The 19,478-nt window shown below is 44.9% G+C and carries 16 protein-coding genes; 6 read left to right on the top strand and 10 right to left on the bottom strand.

Features of this window, described 5'->3' with window-relative positions:
- Positions 1 to 6: 6 nt before the first annotated feature.
- Genes SWP_RS00435 through SWP_RS00415 form a run of 5 tightly spaced genes read right to left on the bottom strand, consistent with a single transcriptional unit; the run spans position 7 to position 7,360 of the window.
- On the bottom strand, positions 7 to 1,248 hold the full coding sequence (locus SWP_RS00435) for a type III PLP-dependent enzyme (protein WP_044555509.1): 1,242 nt from the start codon (positions 1,246 to 1,248) through the stop codon (positions 7 to 9).
- A complete protein-coding gene (locus SWP_RS00430; RefSeq protein ID WP_020910317.1) occupies positions 1,245 to 3,170 on the bottom strand; it encodes an IucA/IucC family protein in 1,926 nt (641 codons plus the stop codon). The genes SWP_RS00435 and SWP_RS00430 overlap by 4 nt, the downstream gene beginning before the upstream one ends.
- On the bottom strand, positions 3,148 to 4,320 hold the full coding sequence (locus SWP_RS00425; protein WP_020910316.1) for an MFS transporter: 1,173 nt from the start codon (positions 4,318 to 4,320) through the stop codon (positions 3,148 to 3,150). Before SWP_RS00425 ends, SWP_RS00430 begins: the two co-directional genes overlap by 23 nt.
- Complete coding sequence (locus SWP_RS00420; protein WP_020910315.1) at positions 4,317 to 6,173, bottom strand: IucA/IucC family protein; 1,857 nt, start codon at positions 6,171 to 6,173, stop codon at positions 4,317 to 4,319. Before SWP_RS00420 ends, SWP_RS00425 begins: the two co-directional genes overlap by 4 nt.
- Positions 6,173 to 7,360, bottom strand: coding sequence for an ATP-grasp domain-containing protein (locus SWP_RS00415; protein WP_044556207.1), 1,188 nt, complete (start codon positions 7,358 to 7,360; stop codon positions 6,173 to 6,175). The genes SWP_RS00420 and SWP_RS00415 overlap by 1 nt, the downstream gene beginning before the upstream one ends.
- A gap of 293 nt (positions 7,361 to 7,653) precedes the next feature.
- Here SWP_RS00415 and SWP_RS00410 point away from each other — a divergent pair, with 293 nt between their 5' ends.
- Positions 7,654 to 8,424, top strand: a complete 771-nt coding sequence (locus SWP_RS00410) for an HpcH/HpaI aldolase family protein (protein WP_020910313.1) — start codon at positions 7,654 to 7,656, stop codon at positions 8,422 to 8,424.
- 15 nt (positions 8,425 to 8,439) lie between these two features.
- Positions 8,440 to 10,572: a TonB-dependent receptor family protein gene (locus SWP_RS00405; protein WP_020910312.1), complete on the top strand. Its 2,133-nt coding sequence runs from the start codon at positions 8,440 to 8,442 to the stop codon at positions 10,570 to 10,572.
- 65 nt (positions 10,573 to 10,637) lie between these two features.
- Here SWP_RS00405 and SWP_RS00400 read toward each other — a convergent pair whose 3' ends face one another.
- From SWP_RS00400 to SWP_RS00385, 4 genes are all read right to left on the bottom strand, one after another.
- Entirely contained in the window at positions 10,638 to 11,822 is a 1,185-nt protein-coding gene (locus SWP_RS00400) for a BaiN/RdsA family NAD(P)/FAD-dependent oxidoreductase (RefSeq protein WP_020910311.1), read from the bottom strand.
- A gap of 132 nt (positions 11,823 to 11,954) precedes the next feature.
- Entirely contained in the window at positions 11,955 to 12,971 is a 1,017-nt protein-coding gene (gpsA, locus tag SWP_RS00395) for an NAD(P)H-dependent glycerol-3-phosphate dehydrogenase (protein ID WP_020910310.1), read from the bottom strand.
- A gap of 4 nt (positions 12,972 to 12,975) precedes the next feature.
- Positions 12,976 to 13,461, bottom strand: a complete 486-nt coding sequence (gene secB / locus SWP_RS00390) for a protein-export chaperone SecB (RefSeq protein WP_020910309.1) — start codon at positions 13,459 to 13,461, stop codon at positions 12,976 to 12,978.
- A gap of 224 nt (positions 13,462 to 13,685) precedes the next feature.
- On the bottom strand, positions 13,686 to 14,120 hold the full coding sequence (locus SWP_RS00385) for a rhodanese-like domain-containing protein (protein ID WP_020910308.1): 435 nt from the start codon (positions 14,118 to 14,120) through the stop codon (positions 13,686 to 13,688).
- A gap of 237 nt (positions 14,121 to 14,357) precedes the next feature.
- On the opposite strand from SWP_RS00385, the gene gpmM reads away from it, so the two are divergent.
- Genes gpmM through SWP_RS00365 form a run of 4 tightly spaced genes read left to right on the top strand, consistent with a single transcriptional unit; the run spans position 14,358 to position 19,028 of the window.
- A complete protein-coding gene (gene gpmM / locus SWP_RS00380; protein WP_020910307.1) occupies positions 14,358 to 15,902 on the top strand; it encodes a 2,3-bisphosphoglycerate-independent phosphoglycerate mutase in 1,545 nt (514 codons plus the stop codon).
- Between the two features lies 1 nt (position 15,903).
- Positions 15,904 to 17,037: a murein hydrolase activator EnvC family protein gene (locus tag SWP_RS00375; RefSeq protein ID WP_020910306.1), complete on the top strand. Its 1,134-nt coding sequence runs from the start codon at positions 15,904 to 15,906 to the stop codon at positions 17,035 to 17,037.
- Positions 17,038 to 17,070: 33 nt separating this feature from the next.
- Positions 17,071 to 18,276 (top strand): S41 family peptidase, encoded by a 1,206-nt coding sequence (locus tag SWP_RS00370; protein ID WP_020910305.1) that lies wholly within the window; start codon positions 17,071 to 17,073, stop codon positions 18,274 to 18,276.
- Between the two features lie 8 nt (positions 18,277 to 18,284).
- The gene (locus SWP_RS00365; protein WP_020910304.1) at positions 18,285 to 19,028 is read left to right on the top strand and encodes a divergent polysaccharide deacetylase family protein; all 744 of its coding nucleotides are present in this window, start codon (positions 18,285 to 18,287) and stop codon (positions 19,026 to 19,028) included.
- On the opposite strand, the gene SWP_RS00360 is transcribed toward SWP_RS00365, so the two are convergent.
- Positions 19,014 to 19,463 carry an Rrf2 family transcriptional regulator gene (locus SWP_RS00360; RefSeq protein WP_020910303.1) on the bottom strand — a complete coding sequence of 150 codons (450 nt, stop codon included), beginning with the start codon at positions 19,461 to 19,463 and terminating at the stop codon, positions 19,014 to 19,016. The two genes, SWP_RS00365 and SWP_RS00360, sit on opposite strands and share 15 nt — an antisense overlap.
- Between the last annotated feature and the right edge of the window lie 15 nt (positions 19,464 to 19,478).

Below are 19,478 nucleotides of genomic sequence, written 5' to 3'. Positions count from 1 at the left end.
AGCTAGTTATTCTCTGATAAAAAACCGCTGTGGTGGAGCGTGCATTAAGAAATTCTGATGCGAAATATTCCATGCATATGCCCCCGCATGGGAGAATACCAAGTAATCATCCACAGCAAGCCGCTCCACATATTGCTGCGTCGCCAACACATCTTTTGGAGTGCATAACTGCCCAACTATGGTGACTAATTCCGACTTGAGGTTAGTCGTGGTAATCTTAGTTTCAGCTTGTTCCAACTCGATGCCAATGTCTTTTGCTGCTAACACAAAAAAGGGATGGTCGTGAGCTTGCGCCGCAGGCGTTCTAAAGTGGTGGGTGCCGCCGTGGCCGATGGCAAACCATTGACCATGATTTTTTTTGATATCCAGTACCTGCATAACATAGTAGCCCATGGCAGCCGTCACAAATCGACCACACTCAAAGCGAATATTCACCGCTTCCATCTGATTTTGCTTAATTAAAGTCTCCAGCTCCATACAAAAGTGCTTCCAGTCGAATATCTGCTGCGGATCGCTATAGTTAACACCAATCCCACCACCGACATTCAACATGGGCAGATTCAAACTGTATTTCTGACACCATTTTTTGTAGGTCGAAAAATACAACTTCATTAACGCCAGATGTCGCCCAACATCGAGCTGATGTGACATAAGATGAAAGTGAAAACCCAGCAGTTCCACCAGCGGCTTACCTGCTAATGTGGGGATATCTCTCACAATGGCCATTGCGGTATCAAGTTCAGCAGCATCAATACCAAAAGGAGTTGGCTTGCCTCCCATCGTCAGCCGCGTTTCAGCTATCCCTTCTAAAGAGATATTCATCCGCAATAGAATGCGGCAATGACGCTGCTTTTGTCTGCATAACGCGGTGATCCGCTGTAGCTCAGTTAAGCTTTCAACATGAATAGCATCAACATCGAGATCAATCGCTTGGGATAACTCAGAGACTAACTTTCCGGGCCCACCAAAGATCAATGGGACTTGTGGTTGGCATTGGTGGATCCAGTTAAGTTCACCTCCTGAAGCGGCTTCAACGCCATCAACTATCGGCGCCAGTACCTGTAGCACTTCGGCTTCAGGGTTAGCCTTGGCGGCATAATACAGCTGACAGTTACTCGGCAGCGCGGCCATCATTGCACTTGCATGATTTTTTAGTTGCTCAAGATCATAAATATAGGCACACAGTGGCGCTTGTGGATCTTGCTCCGCGGCTAAATTGGCAATGGCATTAACAATTTTTTGCATCATAGACTCCCAAGTGCATCGACTGCATTCACACCCGCAAAGGAAGCATCAGTGGCTAATGGTTGATTGCTTTTAAACCCACGCAGATCTTGCAAATCACTAAGAGGATTCGCCAGTTGGGTATAACTCGACAACCGATCAGATTTTTTAAACAAGCGGGTGCTCAAATTATTCTTCGATGGAATACTCTCTCCCAGAAGGAAGCCTGCAAGCTCTGGTTGCTGCCCCTCTACCTGTTGCCACTGCTCGACAACACGGGCTGCGATTAGCCAAAGCTCTGTTTCTAACACCTGATCGCCAGCGGCTAAATGGAACATCGCCTCGCTGACATTATTAATCAGGCTGCAATAAGCCACTCTATTCCATCCCTGTTGTCGGCTATAGTAAACCGAGTTTATCGCCTCCTCTGATAACTCACTTAATAGCTGTTGCGGCCAGAATTCTGGCAGTAACTTCGTCCCTTCTAGATCCCTCAACCAGATATAGGCCGGCAGATCATTTTCAAAGCCAATAACGGTATTTTGAAGGTGTGGCTCAAACGCAACCCCACGTTTGAAAAAGTAGTGAAATATCGCAGGCAACAGAAGTTGCACATAAGCCGCAAACCATTGGCTGGCTGTCTGCTGGTAACTTTGTTGGCGACGCTTTGCTATTGCGCGAAGTCTAGCCTCACACACACTATTGCCTTGGTGATCCCAGCCAAATAACGCTCCAGCAACTTCAGGTTGATACTGTTCAAGTTGCGCCAACGGTATCCCCTCACGGTATAGAATGCCGAAACACTCAGACACCATCTGACTTTGAGAGGAAGCGGAAGATTGATCCCCCTCTAAGCGACTAAGATCGAGTGTACTCGCAGCGGGTTCCGCCATCAAAGAGAAGTGTGGGTAATGCTGCTGAACATCACTGGCAACCGCCATTAACACTCGACTCAAGGCCACTGCGCTTTCAAGCTCATACCAGGCATTTTTACGCACACAGTTAGTCAAACGAACATGAATAGAGAACTTAATGAACTGATTGATATCGGCTGAATAGGTGGTTCTTACCGAAGACGTTGGGTATATATCGCTGCCCATTTGCCCCATGGGTTCAATTAATCCTAATGCTATTGCTTGCTGCACCAGAGGTTGCGCTAGAATTGTTTTCACCTCCCAAGGGTGACAGGGATAGAGGTTAGCGTTATCGGGTTTAAGCTTATTGATCCAATCCATGGGTTGCACAGCAGTACAGTGCATCTGCCTAATCAGGCTAGGGTCGACTTTAAACCAGTAGAGCGGAAAATTCGCTTTAATTTCAGGGGAACATGCCAACATATCGTCAAACGACACCCCGTGGCGACTCTTAGGGCTAGGGTGCATAGCATGGCCCCAAATTAGGCTCTGCTCTGAGTTAATTAAACTCATCGCCGCACTGTCGCTCCCCATGCTTGAGCCTGAAAATACTTTGCTATCCAACCGCTGCAAGAACGCCTGAGTCACAGCAATACTATTGTCTATTTGAGCCAGTAACTCATCATTAAACGCTGTATTCGTTAGCTTAGACAGATGTTGCAGCAACAACTTAATCAGCTGTTCTGCACTATATAACTGCCAAACTGAAGCAGACTTTTTAACGTAAAGTTGACTTGAAAAACGCACCCGTCCTAACAAACTGACTCTATCAGCCACCAATAACAATACTGCAGCAGATTCCGGTAACTTAACGCGTATTTTTTGCTGGCCTTGCGTTAAGCGTTGCGACAACGATAGCGGACAATCAGGCTGATTGTCGTCAAAGTTGACCTGCTGCCGCACGATGGCAAACTCTCGCAAATAACAATTAAGCAAACAACCTATCGCATTGGACTCGGCTTGATCTCGATAAACCTGTACCCCATATTGGTTGCTAGCGGGTCGAGCCTTACTCTTTGATTGGATCAACATTTTGTTCTACCTCCTTGTAAAAAAGCACTAACCCGACTAACGCACAGCCGCAACTTAATGCAGCCAGTAAGAAGGGGAAATTTAATCCTGAGACTTGAGTTGCACTGCTAGCACCAATACCCGCAGCCACGCCGGCCCACTTCCCCCAAGCATCGAACCTTCCGAAAGTTAATCCCGCATCACACTGCTGAATTTGATGACTGACAATGAGGTGTAGGCCATTGAAGACCAGTAACATGCCAAAACCAAACAACACTCTAAAAATCAATAACCCTAAACTATTAACCAGTAAAAACTGCCCCAAACAAGCTAGGCATAGCAATGAAAACCCGATTTGTGATTGCAACTTTGCAGGCATAGATAACGATTTGATATTAAATGAAAGTAGCAAATATATTAGGTGTGGCAGGCTATAGTAAAAACCACTTAATGCATCCGAATTGACACCGAGATGTTCGCTATAGGGCAGGAAGTAAGGAAAGGTAACCACCATAGAAAAGCAGAAGAAGAATTGTAGCCAGAGCACCTGCGAAAACCCCGTGGTTGCAATCTGGCTCACCGATGCTGATTTAGGTGCAACAGCACCGCTTTGCGCGCAAGGTTCAGCAATATCGCTAGGCAAAAACAGGCATATGCCAAATGCGATCAAGGGTAATAAGGCCAATACGCGATACAGTGTTAAAGGATCGTCTACTTGCGAGAAAATCCCTAAGATAATAGGCGCGCTCACCAGTGCTAATCGCGCCGAACTTTGCGTTAGATTTAAGTTGCTAGCCAGTGCCTTCCCTTGGTAAAAACGACTCAGATAGGCGTTGGATGCGGCCATGGTGCCACCGCAAACTCCTTGTACCATCAAACCTAAAGCGAACATGGGCACTGAATCTGCAAAACCAGACAGAAGAAATCCTAACCCTAAACCCAGTTGCGCTCTCAGCAATGAGGTCTTCTTGCCATATTTATCGGCAAAACGCCCCCACCACGGCGCAGAAAAAGCAGTACATAGCGTTGGTACAATGAACATTAACCCGATGAGGTAGTCGGATTCACTGCCGCCTAAACTTACCATCATTCTAGGTAAAAATAGTGGCATGCCTAACGCGGTAAATGCCGCTAAAAAATGACAAAATAGCACCACTGCAATCACTCTCATGCCATTACCTCGCTATCGGCTATCTCTTTATCTGGCATATCTTTGACCGCGTTCTCTTTGACAAGCTGTGTTTCCGTTGCTGGTTCGCAAAATGCCGCCAACAAAAAATTAGGCGCGCTTTGGCCGTAAAACTTATTCACGTCAGTGGCTCCTGAATCCGCTTTACTGAGCAAGCTGCCGGAGCTGAGTAGGTATTTAACCGGTAAATAGGGCTGGCCTAATAAGTAGTGACGCGCATAGTCTGTCTCAACGCCGTCCTGCTGCAATGCATCCAATTCACCGACTAAATGGCTCCTCAGTTGATAATACAACTCCTGTACTGGAGCCATCCCGTTTGCTGCCATTGCTTCGATGATGGCCGCGATATCAAGCTGCAAGGTGATGGTGGTGAACATCTGCGCCAACGCTTCATCGTCAGCGACAAAAATCCTTTGATCGATAAGCTTATCCACTCTATGTAGCGCCAACTCGGCAGCAGATAAACTCGCCTCATAACGGTTCACCAGCAGCCTCGCTGAATCGTTGTCTTTCATGACTAAAGACAAGCGTTCACCATCTTTGTAAGCAAGAATGGCATTTTGTTGATTAGACTCTAGCGCCACACCGTACTTGAGCCAAAGGCGCAGATGCACCTTTAACATAAGGTTCAGATACTCACCGAACCAGCGCTGCCACTGTCCCTGATAATATTGATCGACTAAATGTTGCAAATACAGCCGCCCATCAGGCATCGGACTGGCCAATGCCGCCACTGGAACCAGCTGCTTAGATTGCATATTCGCAGAGTAGCCGCGAACGATATAAGCAAACAGCTTACTCTCACCAAGGTGGCCACCATGTTGCTCGTCAACATGCTCTATCCGACTCAATAAGACCTCATCCCGCGAGGCAAGCATCGACAGCATCCGCTCAAACCAGTGACCGTCGTACAAGGTGCTGGGCTTAATTGAGCGAATATTTTTGGCTCCCAGCGTGGCCATCAATAGTGGAACTTTAATGTGGATACTTGGGCACTCAGTTAACGCTAACGTGCGAACAGAGAGACTCGCTTGTACGGTTAATGCCGTTTGGGGAGCAATAACAACGCCTTCGGGCAGACACTCTAAACTCTTCGCCGTTAAAGGGTGTATTGGAAATAACTTATGGGTGGCAGCCAATGACTTCTCAAGCCCTACATCAGTCATACTTGGCCAGCATGTTGGTACCACTGAGGTTAATGTCGCCAAATGGGTTGGCACAGCACACCAATTAAGCTCAAACTTAGCCGCAAACTCAGGGGCATACAATGCTAACGTCTCTGTATCAAAGCCAACTTTTGCTCGTGCCGTAGGGTAATAAGGGTGATCCAAATAAGAGGCAACTTGGTCGCTAAACATCAGGCTTTGATGCCAACTTTCAAGCTCGGCAAACGGAGCCGCTAACTCATGCCGCTTGGCGTTATATACCTGTTTACAGCTGACGTGATGCGTCGCGGCGCAATCCGCTTCCTTGATATAACGGAGAAACAGCGTCTTAGATCCCGGCGGCAATTGGACTGACAGTGCCGTCAGCCAAGCCTTATAGCCCTGTTGATAATAGATAGCTTTTTTATTGCTTATATCATGACTTATCCACGCGTCAGATACGGCTCGCCATGCCTGCATGTAATGACTTGCAGCAATTGGCACATACAGAATTTGCGCGCTCAGATGGCTCACCTTCAACCATGATTCTGATTTTTCACCACGCCAATGTTGTTTTAACTCCTGTGGTAACGAGCTAATGACTTCGCCTTTTGAGATCAGTTCACAGACGTTCTCTCTGAGGCATGCATCAATAATACGCTGACTTATGTACTGTTTGGCAGTAGACATTAGCTCAACTCCCACAGTAGCTCTTGCGAGATAATATCGGCTTTAGTGTCGAGCTTTGCAGCATCTGAGCCTATCAGGGTCAGTTCGCCTAGATAGTCCTTATTTGAATGATTGATCTGTATGTTGTCGCCAAGGGATTTAAGCGTTAAGAATCTAATTTGATGACCTTGATTCTCTATCGAAAAAGGGGCAGGACAAGCATTAATACGCCCCTCTTCGCTAGCAGGGAAATAGCGGATTAATGCCGCTGATGTTTGCGTATCAAGTATCGGTAAGCGTTTTCCGGAATGCAGTAACAGGATAGCTTCAAACCAGTCAAAACTGAGCAACTCATTCAGCAAGAATTCGCGACCATCCCCAATACTGCGATAGTTAATTTCCACCAGCACCGGGCCATTTTTGGTTAAGATAAACTCGCTATGGCATACGCCGAAATTCACGCCAAATGCAGCAACCTGTGCCAACGCGAGCTCACGTTGCTGTAGGCTGACAGGGCCATTCCAACAAGCCTGCGTTTCAACAAAGTAGGGGAGTGGAGACAAAGAAACATCAAAACCACCAATAGCGCATAATTGCTTGCCATCACCTAGGGTTTCTAAGGTAAATAGTGGCCCCTCTAAATAAGACTCGAGTAAAAATACATTATCTGGTCGACCTAAGCTGGCTGCATAATCATCCAGCTCCTCTGCACTATTGCACAAAGCGACATCCATGCTTGCCACCCCAGAACGCGGTTTAACCACGATAGGGAATGGTATGTTATCAGGCAATTCATCGCACATTGCCCAACTTAAAGACCAAGTATTCGGTAGCTCAGCCAGTAACAGCTTGGTGCGCATGGCAGCCTTATTTTTTGCTTGATAGCACAGGCGCCAATCCTTAGCTGGACAGGAAAAATAGTCAGCAACCAGCGCTGTTGCGGCTTGTAAATGGTCGCTATTTGAAAACACGATATCCGGGCTAATATCAAGGTTGTGCAGCTGTTCAATCACGGCTAATGGATTAAACACATCACATTCAACAATATGCTCAGGGCACGTTTCTTGCTCTGAAAAATACTGTTTATGAGCCAATTTATGATCCGTTAACAGCCATATTTCGTAACCGAGTTTATTGGCAGCAGGTATAAACCCCTCCACCACAGCCCGGTTTTCAACATGTGTAATTAGCACTAGTTTGGGCATCATTAGCATCCTTTCTCCGTAATAAATAGCTCAATAATTATCAAGCTCAAGCAATGACCGCGACATAGAAACACGTCAAACAAACAATGTAAATGATAATTATTACGATTTAACTTATTTACAAAAATAAGTTTCATTACTAAAAGTTCTAATGCAAACGACTGATTTACATAGGTATAAAATGTAAACATTTTCAACATAGGGTCAACAAATCCAACTTCAGTAGATAAATAACTTGATCTTTTACTGCAAATGAGAACAATTGGCATCCTCATTTGTATTTAAGGAAAAGTACAGTGCCATTCTCCAGTGTGCTGAAATCAAAGCTTGCGAAACAAGATGTTATCTATGGGATCTTAAACTCAGTTCCCTCACCTGTTATTTGTGAAATGTTTGCCTATGCGGGTTTTGATTTTGCTGTGCTCGATACCGAACATGTACTCATTTCGGATGAGACATTGGCACATTGTATTCGTGCAGCAGACTGCTCAGGCCTGCCTCTTCTAGTAAGAGTGGCTGACGATAATCCACTTACAATCGCGAAAGTATTAGATGCTGGTGCAGCAGGCATTGTTGTGTCGCGAGTATCGAGTTTAGCGATGGCTAAGAATGCGATTAAAGCTAGCAAGTACCCACCAATAGGCACTCGTGGAATAACCGGTGGCCGTAATACGGGTTTCGGCACTCTGGCGCTGCAGAACTATATTGACCTAGCCAATGATCAAACCTTTGTTTGCCTTATGATCGAAGACGCCGCTGGTATGGCATCCCTGCCTGAAATTGTTGCTTTAGAACATGTCGATATGATCCTAGAGGGCGCGTTAGATCTGAGCCTATCGCTGGGCTATGGCACTCAAGTTAATCACCCCGACGTGCAAGCACACATTCACAATATGGCGCAAATTTGCCATCAAAATAATATGCCTTTCTGCGCCATTCCAAGAACACCTCAGCAGCAGGCTAGCTGGCATCAAAAAGGCACTCCGGCATTTTTGCTCGGCGAAGATCGAGGAATGATTTTTAAACACTTTAAACAACAGCTCGAAGCACTCAAAAATACCAAGTAAAACGTAGGGAAACATATGTTAAACCGCAAAAAATTATTCAACTTGAACACGATTGCAGTGGCTGTCTCAAGCAGCTTGTGTTGCTCAACAGTCTTTGCTGAGGCAAGTGAACAAAAGCAAGAAACTGAAGTCATTGTCGTCACCAGTAGTTTACTGGGCGACTCAGAAGTTGCCGATCTAAAGACCTACACAGGTAACCGCTCTATCATCACTCAAGAGCAATTAGAGCGTACCGCGGTACGTTCAATTGATACCGCTCTGCAGCAAGTACCAGGCATAAAAATTAAAGATGAAAGTGGCACTGGCGTGCTACCCAATATTTCTGTGCGTGGCTTAGATAGCAGTCGTAGTGGCTATGCGCAGATCTTACTCGATGGCATTCCAATGACACTCGCCCCGTACGGGCATACAGGACAGTCGCTGTTTCCGGCAACGCTGTTTATGATTGATAGAATTGATGTCGCTCGTGGTGGCGCTTCAATTCAATATGGCCCCAACAACGTTGGAGGTGTGATTAACTTGGTATCTAAGCCGATCTCCGAAGATTGGGAAACCAATCTCAACGAGCGCATCACCTTTTTCGGCGATAGCCGCAACCTGTACGATACCAACATCAGTACCGGCGGAGCCGTTAACGATGATTTTTCGATGCGTTTAGATGGCAACTTTATCAAGGGTGAGTCTTTTAGAGATCACTCTGATACTGACGTGACTAACGTCATGCTAAAAACAGTTTGGAATATTGACGAACAAAATAGTCTCGATGCTACGCTGCAATATTACGATGCTTTCTCCGAACTTCCCGGCGCTTTGAACTCAGCGGCATACGATGAAGACCGCAATCAGTCATTACGTCCTAATGATGAGTTTAAAGCAGATACCAAACGCGTTTCAGTTAACTACAACCACGTACTGGATGACTCAAAAACCATTGACTACGGTGAACTCGATCTAACCGTATTTGGCAATAAAAGTAAGCGCAACTTTCAATGGGATTTCTATAACAAGAACAGCGACACCGACGGAAACCTAGGCTCACATTGGGCCGACACCACTCAAGACGCGACACATTTACGCAACTCTCCCCGTGAGTTTACCGTTTTCGGCATCGAGCCCAAAGCCAGCCTACTGCTTGATGGCGATATTTCCCAGCACATCATCGCAGGCGTTCGTTATGTCAATGAAGACATTAGCTACCAACTGAACCAAATCGACAAAACGACCCAAGTCGCTATCCGCCCCCGTGACTGGCAGATGGACACTAACGCATTGGCCTATTACATCAGCGATAAGATTGGTTTTCTTGACGATAGGTTGTCAGTTACACCGGGGATCCGCTATGAAGATGTACGCATGACGTTCACCAACGTCGGACAAGGCTACAGCCAAGACAACCATGTACAAGAGTGGCTACCGGGTATTACTGTCGGCTATGAGTTTACCGACACTTGGTTTGGTTATGCCAATGCACAGCGCTCACTGCGTACCCCACAAATTTCACAATTGTGGCCTAAAGGGCAAACACTGGAATCAGAGCTATCATGGAACTATGAAGCAGGTGTGCGCTTTACGCCAACAGAACGCAGCAACCTGAACTTAGCAGCTTACCGAATCGACTTTGAAAACAAGGCAGAGTACAGCCGAGATATCAGCATGTTTATCAATATCGGTAAAACGCAAAACCAAGGTATTGAACTAGAGGGAACCTACTCGCCAATGTCGTTGCCAGATTTGACCTTAACAGCTGCTTATAACTACCTAGATACAGAGCAACTCGAAGGGCAATATGCAGGTAATCAATTACCTTTCGCCTCAAAGCATCAGCTGTCAGCAAGTGCGTTATATAGCATCAAAGATATCGATTTAGGATTCATGGCGTTCTACTACAGCGAATCTTTTGCCGACTTAGCCAATACCATTGAAGAGAACGTATCTGGCACTGCTGGTGAAATACCTGAATATACTGTGGTTAACTTCAACATAGGAACAGAGCTATTTAAACAGAACAACCGAGGCTTAAAACTAGGCTTATCAGTTAATAACTTGTTTGATAATGAGTACTTTTTTAGAGGGTTGGATGTATCACCTGCAGGAAAAGTCCCAGCTCCAGGTCGCTCATTTAGCTTAGATATTGGCTATACTTTCTAAATTAGCTTTCTAAAACAATAGCAAAAATAAGGCTTCGTCATGCGAAGCCCTATTTTTAATTAAAACTAAACAGCCTGCCCTGCAGCCACGCCCGAGCTCCAAGCCCACTGGAAGTTAAAGCCCCCCAACCAACCGCTAACATCCATCACCTCGCCGATAAAAAATAGACCCGAGACATTTTTAGCTTCCATGGTTTTAGACGATAGCTCATCAGTATCAACGCCGCCCAAGGTGACTTCTGCGGTGCGGTAACCTTCGGTGCCATTCATTACGATAGACCAAGCTTCAAGATCCAAAGCGAGCTGTTCGAGTTCAGCATGAACTAATTGATTGACGGCTCTATTGAGTAGGGCTTCATCAAATAATGCTTCAACTAAACGCTTTGGTAGCCATAAGGCCAGCGCATTACGCAAACTTTGCTTGGGGCTGTTATCGAACAGTTGCTTGATCTCTGCACGGGCATCTTTACCAGGCAACAAATTAATACTAATGGCCTCACCTGGGTTCCAATAGTTGGAGATCTGCAAGATTGCGGGGCCAGATAAACCTCGATGAGTAAACAGTAGTGCTTCGCTAAATTGAGTGCCATCTTTAGCGGTAATCGTACTAGGAACAGCAATGCCAGAAAGCGGCTCAAAACGCTGCTTTTGCTCACTATGCCAAGTGAAAGGCACCAGTCCCGCAGTAGTAGGTAACACTTTAAGGCCAAACTGCTCAGCAACATGGTAGCCAAAGGGAGATGCACCTAGCTTTGGCATAGATAGCCCCCCCGTAGCGATGACGAGTGATTGGCAGCTGTAATGGCTTTTATCGGTAACAACCTCATAAAGGCCATCGCAGTTTTTGCTCACCGATTTAATTTCAGTTCGCAGCCTTATTTGAACACCAGCCCACTCACACTCGGTTAGTAACATGCTAACAATCTCTTTGGCAGAGTCATTGCAAAATAACTGACCATGATCGCGCTCGTGATATTCAATACCATGACGCTCAACCAATTCAATAAAGTCGCTTGAGCGGTAACGTGCTAATGCTGACTTTACAAAATGGCTATTACTACAGAGGAAATTTACCGGCTCTACTTTTTGGTTAGTGAAGTTACAACGACCACCACCACTGATTAGGATTTTCTTACCAGCTTGCTTAGCATTGTCGAGTACCATTACATCACGACCACGGTAGCCTGCTGTTGCAGCGCACATAAGTCCCGCGGCACCTGCTCCGATTATAATAACGTCATGATGTTCCACTCGCTTACTCCTAAACCATTTCAGCTTGTTGTACAGCACCTAGCTTTTCACAAGGCACAAAAAAGGGCGCTATTTTAGCACCCTTATTTATGTTTATACCATCACCACATTCATAGTAATAGCTAGCAGGACTTACTCCGCCGATGTTTCAGACTTTTTCTCGCGACTTAACAGCTCTTTAGCAGCATCCACTGGTGATTTCCCTTGATAAAGCACTTGGTAAACCTGTTCAGTGATTGGCATTTCAACGCCTAAGCGTTTTGCCAATGTATAAACCTCTTTAGTATTGCGATAGCCTTCGACAACTTGACCAATCTCTATTTGCGCGGCTTCAACATCACTGCCTTTACCTAACGCTAAACCGAAACGACGGTTACGAGATTGATTATCGGTGCACGTTAATACTAAATCACCTAAACCAGCCATCCCCATAAAGGTCGATGCTTGCGCACCAATCGCTTCACCGAGACGAGTCAGTTCGACTAAACCACGGGTGATCAATGCTGTTCGTGCATTGGCACCAAAACCAATACCGTCAGATAAGCCCGCTCCAATAGCGATAACATTTTTAACCGCGCCACCTAGTTGGAGGCCGATAAAATCATCGTTGGCATAAACGCGTAGGCGCTTAGGACTATGCAATAATTCGACTAGATCACTAGTGAATTGCGGATCAGTACCTGCAATAGATATTGCAGTGGGCATGCCAGCAGCAAGTTCTTTTGCAAACGTAGGCCCTGATAAAACGGCAAGTGGGAATGCCTCACCTAATACTTCTCGCGCCACATCTTGTATCAGTCGACCCGTTTCAGGCTCTAAGCCTTTAGTCGCCCATACAATACGTGCATCTTTACGTAACAGCGGTTTAGCTTGCGCTAATACCAACCCAAATACATGACTAGGCACAACAACTAATACGTTGTTGGAAGCAGCAAGTGCTGTTGCTAGATCGGATTCAGGTATAAGTAAATCTGGAAGCGGAATACCAGGTAAGAACTCTTGATTACACTTGTCGTTCTTTAGGTTTTCGATGTGCTCAGGTTCATGTCCCCAAAGCAAGGTTCTGTGGCCATTACTCGCGAGAGAAATAGCAAGGGCGGTGCCATAAGAGCCCGCCCCCAGTACCGTAATATCGGCAGTGTTTTCCATGCTATTAAGCGTTAGCTTCTTCTGCAGGCGCTTCAGCGGCAGCAGCTTGACGCTGTTGAACGTACTGGGCGAATAGCGCATCAAAGTTAACTGGCGCAAGGTTAAGTTGTGGGAAAGTACCACGGCTAACTAGGCTACCAACAGCTTCACGAGCATATGGGAAAAGAACGTTAGGGCAGTATGCACCTAATGAGTGAGCAAGTTGCTGCTCAGTAAGACCTGTAATTGCGAAAATACCTGCTTGCTGTACTTCACATAGGAATGCTGTTTCTTCGCCGTTTTTAGCGGTAACAGTAAGAGAAAGAACAACTTCGTATACGTCGTCAGAAAGCTTGTTGCTGCGAGTATCAAGGTCTAACTTAACTTCTGGAGTCCACTCTTTTTGGAAAACAGCTGGGCTGTTTGGTGTTTCAAAAGAGATATCTTTTGTGTAAACACGTTGAATGTTAAATTGTGGTGCTTGTTCTTCGTTGTTAGCTACTTCAGCCATAATTTCCTACCTTAAAAAGTTTGTGAGGCTACTTCAAAAGAGCCAGTCTCAGGGTTTGCTTATTTGGGTAACAACCCAAATAGCTGTCCCAGTTTTTGATTTATTTAGTCAACAGACGCTTTTTTGGAGGGTAATCCCTCAATTCAATGCCGGTAACCATTAATGCTAAGCTGTGACACTTTAATCAATTACTTAACAATAATGCAATGGCTACACCGACACTTCTATCTTTTGCTCTTTGAAACAGGCAAGTTATTTGACTGCCATTCACCCATACCACCTTTCAAGTTATTCACGTTTTCAAAACCATGTTTAACCATCAGTTGAGCCGCTTGAGACGAAGTCATGCCAGCGTTGCATACCATTATAATGGGACTGCCTTTTGCGTTTTCAAGGGTACCGAGCTGATTATTTTTTATATCCGCTAAAGGAAGGTTAACGGCATCAACAATATGACCCTTCTTAAACTCTTCTTTTCCGCGTACATCAACAACCTTCGCACTTTGCTTGTTCATCAGCAATGTCGCTTCTTGATGATTCACATTTTTAACTTTTGATACGCTAGATTTAAACACCATAACGATGAGTCCAACGAATAAACCAACCCAGGCTAAACTTAACATCGGGTTTGCTTTAAAAAATTCCATATATTCTTGCATGCTTTAACTGCCTACTTTTAATTGGCCCAAATATAATGAGGCACAGAGTATACCATTGCTATGGCAGAATACAGAATGTTAGTCACGTAACGTGCATGACGACAGGCTTTGAATCTACGGTAAAACTAAAACGATAACCATAATCTAGGTAAATTTCTTTATGCCGCCCCCCAATTGGTAGTAATATTTAACCAATTCAAATTTTAATCTTATTCTTTCAAACTTAAAGGTACTACCATGACGACACGCAAACGCCCGTTGGCATTGCTGATCCTCGATGGCTGGGGTTACCGTGAAAATACGCAAGAAAATGCTGTTTTTCATGCAAAAACTCCTGTTCTCGATAAGCTAAATGCACAATATCCAAACAGTTTAATCTCAGGTTCTGGGATTGATGTTGGCTTACCAGATGGCCAAATGGGTAACTCTGAAGTTGGCCACATCAATATCGGTTCTGGCCGTATTGTTTACCAAGAGCTCACTCGTATAGGTAAAGCTATCGATGATGGTGAGTTCGATACGAACCCAACACTAACTAAAGCTATTGATGATGCTATCAAGGCAAATGGTGCAGTGCATATTATGGGGTTGTTGTCGCCAGGGGGGGTGCATAGCCATCAAGACCATATTGAAGCTATGTGCCGCCTCGCCGTTAAACGCGGTGCAACCAAGGTTTATCTTCATGCCTTTTTAGATGGGCGCGATACACCTCCTCGCAGTGCAAAATCAGGGTTAGTCCACTTTGAAGAGATGTTCAAAACATTAGGCACAGGCCAAGTTGCATCGCTTATTGGTCGCTACTATGCAATGGACCGAGATAACCGCTGGGATCGTGTGTCACAAGCTTATGAGCTTATTACCGAAGGGAAGGGACTGCATACTGTAGCTACTGCCGTTGAAGGTATTGAAGCCGCTTACGCTCGTGATGAGAATGACGAGTTTGTTGGTAGCACAGTGATCCCCGATGCTAATGGCAACATAGCCAAGTTAGCAGACAACGATGCACTCATTTTCATGAACTTCCGTGCCGACCGTGCTCGACAAATTACCCGCAGTTTTGTGAATGCAGATTTTGATGGCTTTGAACGCGCAGTTACTCCTAATGCGCATTTTGTGATGCTAACCGAATACGCTGCAGATATTGACGCTGCTATCGCTTACCCATCGACGGACTTGGTCAACACCTTAGGTGAAACCCTGCAAGATCAAAATATGACCCAGCTACGCATTTCGGAAACGGAAAAGTATGCTCATGTCACTTTCTTCTTCAACGGTGGTAAAGAGGAACCTTTCAAAGGCGAAGACCGTATCTTAGTTCAATCTCCAAAAGTAGCGACTTATGATCTACAGCCAGAGATGAGCTCTACAGAGCTTACCGACAAACTCGTTGCTGCGATCGAATCGACTGACTACGACGTGATTATTTGTAACTACCCGAATGGCGATATGGTTGGTCATACTGGTAACTTTGATGCTGCGGTTAAAGCCTGTGAAGCGGTTGACAGCTGTTTGGGGCGGGTTGTTGAAGCACTAGATAAAGTGGGGGGTGAGTGCTTAATTACAGCCGATCACGGTAATGCTGAGCAGATGACTGATGAAGCAACTGGCCAAGCACATACCGCACACACCAGCGAATTGGTACCGCTTATCTATGTTGGCCGTGACGCAGATATAGAAAAAGGCGGTCGTTTGAGTGATTTAGCGCCGACTATGTTAACCTTGATGGGACGAGAAGTGCCTGAAGAGATGACAGGCCGAGCGATAATTAAACTCAAAGAGTAATATGACCATTCGACTTTTTATCAAAGCCAGCATTGTTGCTGGCTTTATATCACTGCCCTTATCTGTCCAAGCGACCGATCTTGATCGTCGTCAATCTGAACTTAAGTCAATTCAAACCCAGATTAATAAACAACAATCTGCGGTAAAAGACACCAATAAGCAACGAGATCGCTTAATTTCGCTACTAAAGAAAGATGAGCAAGCGATTGCAACAGTCGCTAAAAGAGTTAATAAAACTAAGCAAGATTTAACCAGTATAGATAAAGCACTGGCAGAACTCAGCGTGAAGTTCACCCAGCTAGATAAACTCAAAACGATTCAGCAGAAAACATTATCAAATCAACTTGCTAGTGCATATCTAGCCGGTAACCATGACTACAGTAAAATGTTGCTCAATCAACAATCACCAGCCAGTATTGAGCGCTTGCTAGCCTATTATCAGTACTTGAACAATGCCCGTATAGCCTCAATTAAACAACTACAGACCACCATTGTTGAGCTTGATGAGGTCAAACTCAAACAGCAAGAAAACCAAACTCGACTCAACAAATTAGTCATTGAGCAGCAACAGCAAGCAAAGCGTTTAGACCAAGAGCAGTCCCAGCGTCAACAAACACTCACTCAATTACAGCGAACTCTAACTAGCAGTGGTGCCAAACTAGAGCAACTTCAAATTGAAGAAGCCAGCTTAAAGCGAGTTGTCGAACAAGCGCTATTAGCAATGAAAAATAACCCGTCGCTCGATGGGTTATCAAGTAAACGCAAACTTAAATGGCCCACAAAGGGGCGTATTAAATCTGGTTTTGGTAGTAAACGCTCTGGCCAAGTGAAGTGGAAAGGCGTCACGATCTCAGCTTCTGAAGGACAAAACATTGCTGCAATTGCAGGTGGAAAGGTTATCTATGCCGATTGGCTACGTGGCTTCGGCATGGTACTAGTCGTCGATCACGGTAAAGGCTATATGAGCTTATATGGTCACGCACAAACTCTTTTAAAGTCAGCAGGTGACTCTGTTATTAAAGGAGAATCGATAGCATTAGTCGGTCGTTCAGGTGGACAGACCGAGTCTGGCCTATACTTTGAAGTAAGACATAAGGGGCAAGCGGTCGATCCTGCTAGATATTGTAAGCGGTAGGCACAATAACCCCATTTGATACAAGGGGTTAATATGTCAGGTATTATTCGTAATTTTAGTTTCGCTGCCGCTGGGTTAGCATTGGGCTTGTCGCTCACACTCTTTGGGCAAGAACACACTCAACAATATAAGACCCGAGTTGACTATCCTGTTCTGCTCGATGTCATCGACACAATTGAAACCTACTACGTAAAAAAATTCACCGAAGAAGAGCTTATCGAAGCTGCTATTGAGGGCATATTTTCCAAGCTTGATCCTTACTCTAGCTTTCTAGATAAACAGGCTTTTTCAAATATCCAAGAGAGCAACGACGGTGAGTACTATGGATTCGGGGTTGAGATTGCGACAGACAACGACCAAATAACCATTGTAACCCCCTTCCCTCAATCGCCCGCAGAACTAGCAGGTATCATGCCGGGCGATAGAATTATTAAGCTTAACCAACAATTAGTCACCGCAGATAAATTAGAGAGCTTGCTCAGCGAAATTAAACAGCACAGCTATGATAAACAAGCGATTGACTTAGAACTTGTACGAGCAAACTCAGAGACGAGCTATAAAGTCACCATCAGCCCAAGCCTTATCTCTATTAACTCGGTAGAGGCGCAACTCTTAGACAATCAAATTGGCTATATAAGACTGTCTAGCTTCCAAGAGAACTCAACACAAGACCTCGTGAAACAGCTAGCACTGTGGCAAACAAAGCCTCTAAACGGGCTGATTCTCGATCTTAGAAACAATCCAGGTGGTTTGCTGGACCAAGCAATACAGATAGCAGATATATTTTTGGACAGAGGAAGAATAGTTGCAACAGAGGGACGCTTCTTTGATGCAAACTCTGACTATTATGCTTCACCACAAACAATGGTCAAAAGCGTACCTATGCTAGTGTTAATTAATAAGGGTTCGGCTTCGGCGTCAGAAGTACTGGCGGCAGCACTACAAGAAAATGGCAGAGCAAAACTCATCGGTCAAACCAGCTTCGGCAAAGGAACTGTACAGAGCCTTATCCCAACGCTAACTGAAGGTAATGCAATTAAGCTCACCATCGCTAAATACACCACTCCAAATGGTAAAGATATACACTCAAGAGGGATCGAGCCAGATATAAAAGTGGCACTAGAGACTATAACAACGGATGAAAGTATGCCTATAATCGATGCAAACTCACTCCGTGGTGATATTGCTGAAGATAAACTTGTTAACTCAGCAATTGCCTGGATTAAAACAGAAAAATAACCAATACAGTGCGCTATCTATTACTTTGTTTTCTACTATTTAGTTCAAGTTCATTTGCAGCAAGGATTGCTATCATTATTGACGATATAGGTTATCGTCAATCTGACAAAGCAGTGCTAGCACTACCGCCTAGCGTGACTCTTTCGGTGTTACCACTCACGCCTTTGGGTAAAGCTGTCGCCACTAAAGCGCACCAACAAGGTAGCGAGATATTAGTGCACCTACCTATGCAGGCACTGAATGGCAAAACAATTGGTCCAGGCGCTTTAACCAATGCCATGTCTGAACAGGATTTTAAACTGCAATTGGAACAGGCTATCGATAGCGTACCTTTTGCATCTGGTGCGAATAACCATATGGGAAGTTTGCTTACCCAGCTCGATAAACCCATGCATTGGGTAATGGATACTCTTCTTCAGCGAGATATTTATTTTATAGACAGTGTGACAACCAAATTCACTCAAGCAGGTGCTGTGGCGGAAAGCGTTGGCGTACCTTTATTAAAGCGGACTATTTTTCTTGATAATGACAAAACAGATGCGGGTTTAGAGTTGCAGTTTCAAAAAGCAATAGCGCTAACTAAAACTCAAACTGATGTAGTCGTAATCGCTCATCCCTACCCTGAAACGCTTACTTTCTTAAATAACAATCTACACCGGCTAGCACAAGCTAACATTGCACTCGTGCCACCATCAAAGCTGTTACCTATTGGCATTACGAGTAAGAATAATACCGCTTTACTGCAGGATTGAGATGGAAAGATCTGGTAATAGCGACTTTAACTCTTTTTTATTAGTAACGATCATCTCAAGCGTATAACCATCTAGAACAGCCAAGTAAGCGTTTACCGCTTCAGCTAATACGCCTTTAAGCTTACAGGCAGGTGTAAACAAACAATATGGCTTACTGCAATCAATTGAAGACAGTGAGTTCTCTAGTGCTCTTACCACATCACCAACGTTAATCTCACTAGCAGGCATTGCTAGTTTAAAGCCACCACTTTTACCTCTAACAGTCTTTAAATATCCCAGCTTGCCGAGGTGATGCACAACCTTAGAGATGTGGTTTGCCGACAAATCAAAAACATCGGTAATTTCAGAGATCCGGAAAAGTGACTCACGCTCAGGATGTAAAGCCAGATACATAAGTGTTCTTAAGCCAAAATCAGTGTAACGAGTTAATTGCATTGATTATCGATCCAT

This window comes from Shewanella piezotolerans WP3 (genome assembly GCF_000014885.1).
GTDB classification, from domain to species: Bacteria; Pseudomonadota; Gammaproteobacteria; order Enterobacterales; family Shewanellaceae; genus Shewanella; species Shewanella piezotolerans.
This window is presented reverse-complemented; position numbering and strand designations above follow the sequence as displayed.

Excerpts from the sequence above, each read along its gene's own strand:
- SWP_RS00435 (WP_044555509.1), bottom strand. The coding sequence starts at position 1,248 with ATGATGCAAAAAATTGTTAATGCCATTGCCAATTTAGCCGCGGAGCAA.
- SWP_RS00430 (WP_020910317.1), bottom strand. The coding sequence starts at position 3,170 with ATGTTGATCCAATCAAAGAGTAAGGCTCGACCCGCTAGCAACCAATAT.
- SWP_RS00425 (WP_020910316.1), bottom strand. The coding sequence starts at position 4,320 with ATGAGAGTGATTGCAGTGGTGCTATTTTGTCATTTTTTAGCGGCATTT.
- SWP_RS00420 (WP_020910315.1), bottom strand. The coding sequence starts at position 6,173 with ATGTCTACTGCCAAACAGTACATAAGTCAGCGTATTATTGATGCATGC.
- SWP_RS00415 (WP_044556207.1), bottom strand. The coding sequence starts at position 7,360 with ATGATGCCCAAACTAGTGCTAATTACACATGTTGAAAACCGGGCTGTG.
- SWP_RS00405 (WP_020910312.1), top strand. The coding sequence starts at position 8,440 with ATGTTAAACCGCAAAAAATTATTCAACTTGAACACGATTGCAGTGGCT.
- gpsA (WP_020910310.1), bottom strand. The coding sequence starts at position 12,971 with ATGGAAAACACTGCCGATATTACGGTACTGGGGGCGGGCTCTTATGGC.
- secB (WP_020910309.1), bottom strand. The coding sequence starts at position 13,461 with ATGGCTGAAGTAGCTAACAACGAAGAACAAGCACCACAATTTAACATT.
- SWP_RS00385 (WP_020910308.1), bottom strand. The coding sequence starts at position 14,120 with ATGCAAGAATATATGGAATTTTTTAAAGCAAACCCGATGTTAAGTTTA.
- gpmM (WP_020910307.1), top strand. The coding sequence starts at position 14,358 with ATGACGACACGCAAACGCCCGTTGGCATTGCTGATCCTCGATGGCTGG.
- SWP_RS00375 (WP_020910306.1), top strand. The coding sequence starts at position 15,904 with ATGACCATTCGACTTTTTATCAAAGCCAGCATTGTTGCTGGCTTTATA.
- SWP_RS00370 (WP_020910305.1), top strand. The coding sequence starts at position 17,071 with ATGTCAGGTATTATTCGTAATTTTAGTTTCGCTGCCGCTGGGTTAGCA.
- SWP_RS00360 (WP_020910303.1), bottom strand. The coding sequence starts at position 19,463 with ATGCAATTAACTCGTTACACTGATTTTGGCTTAAGAACACTTATGTAT.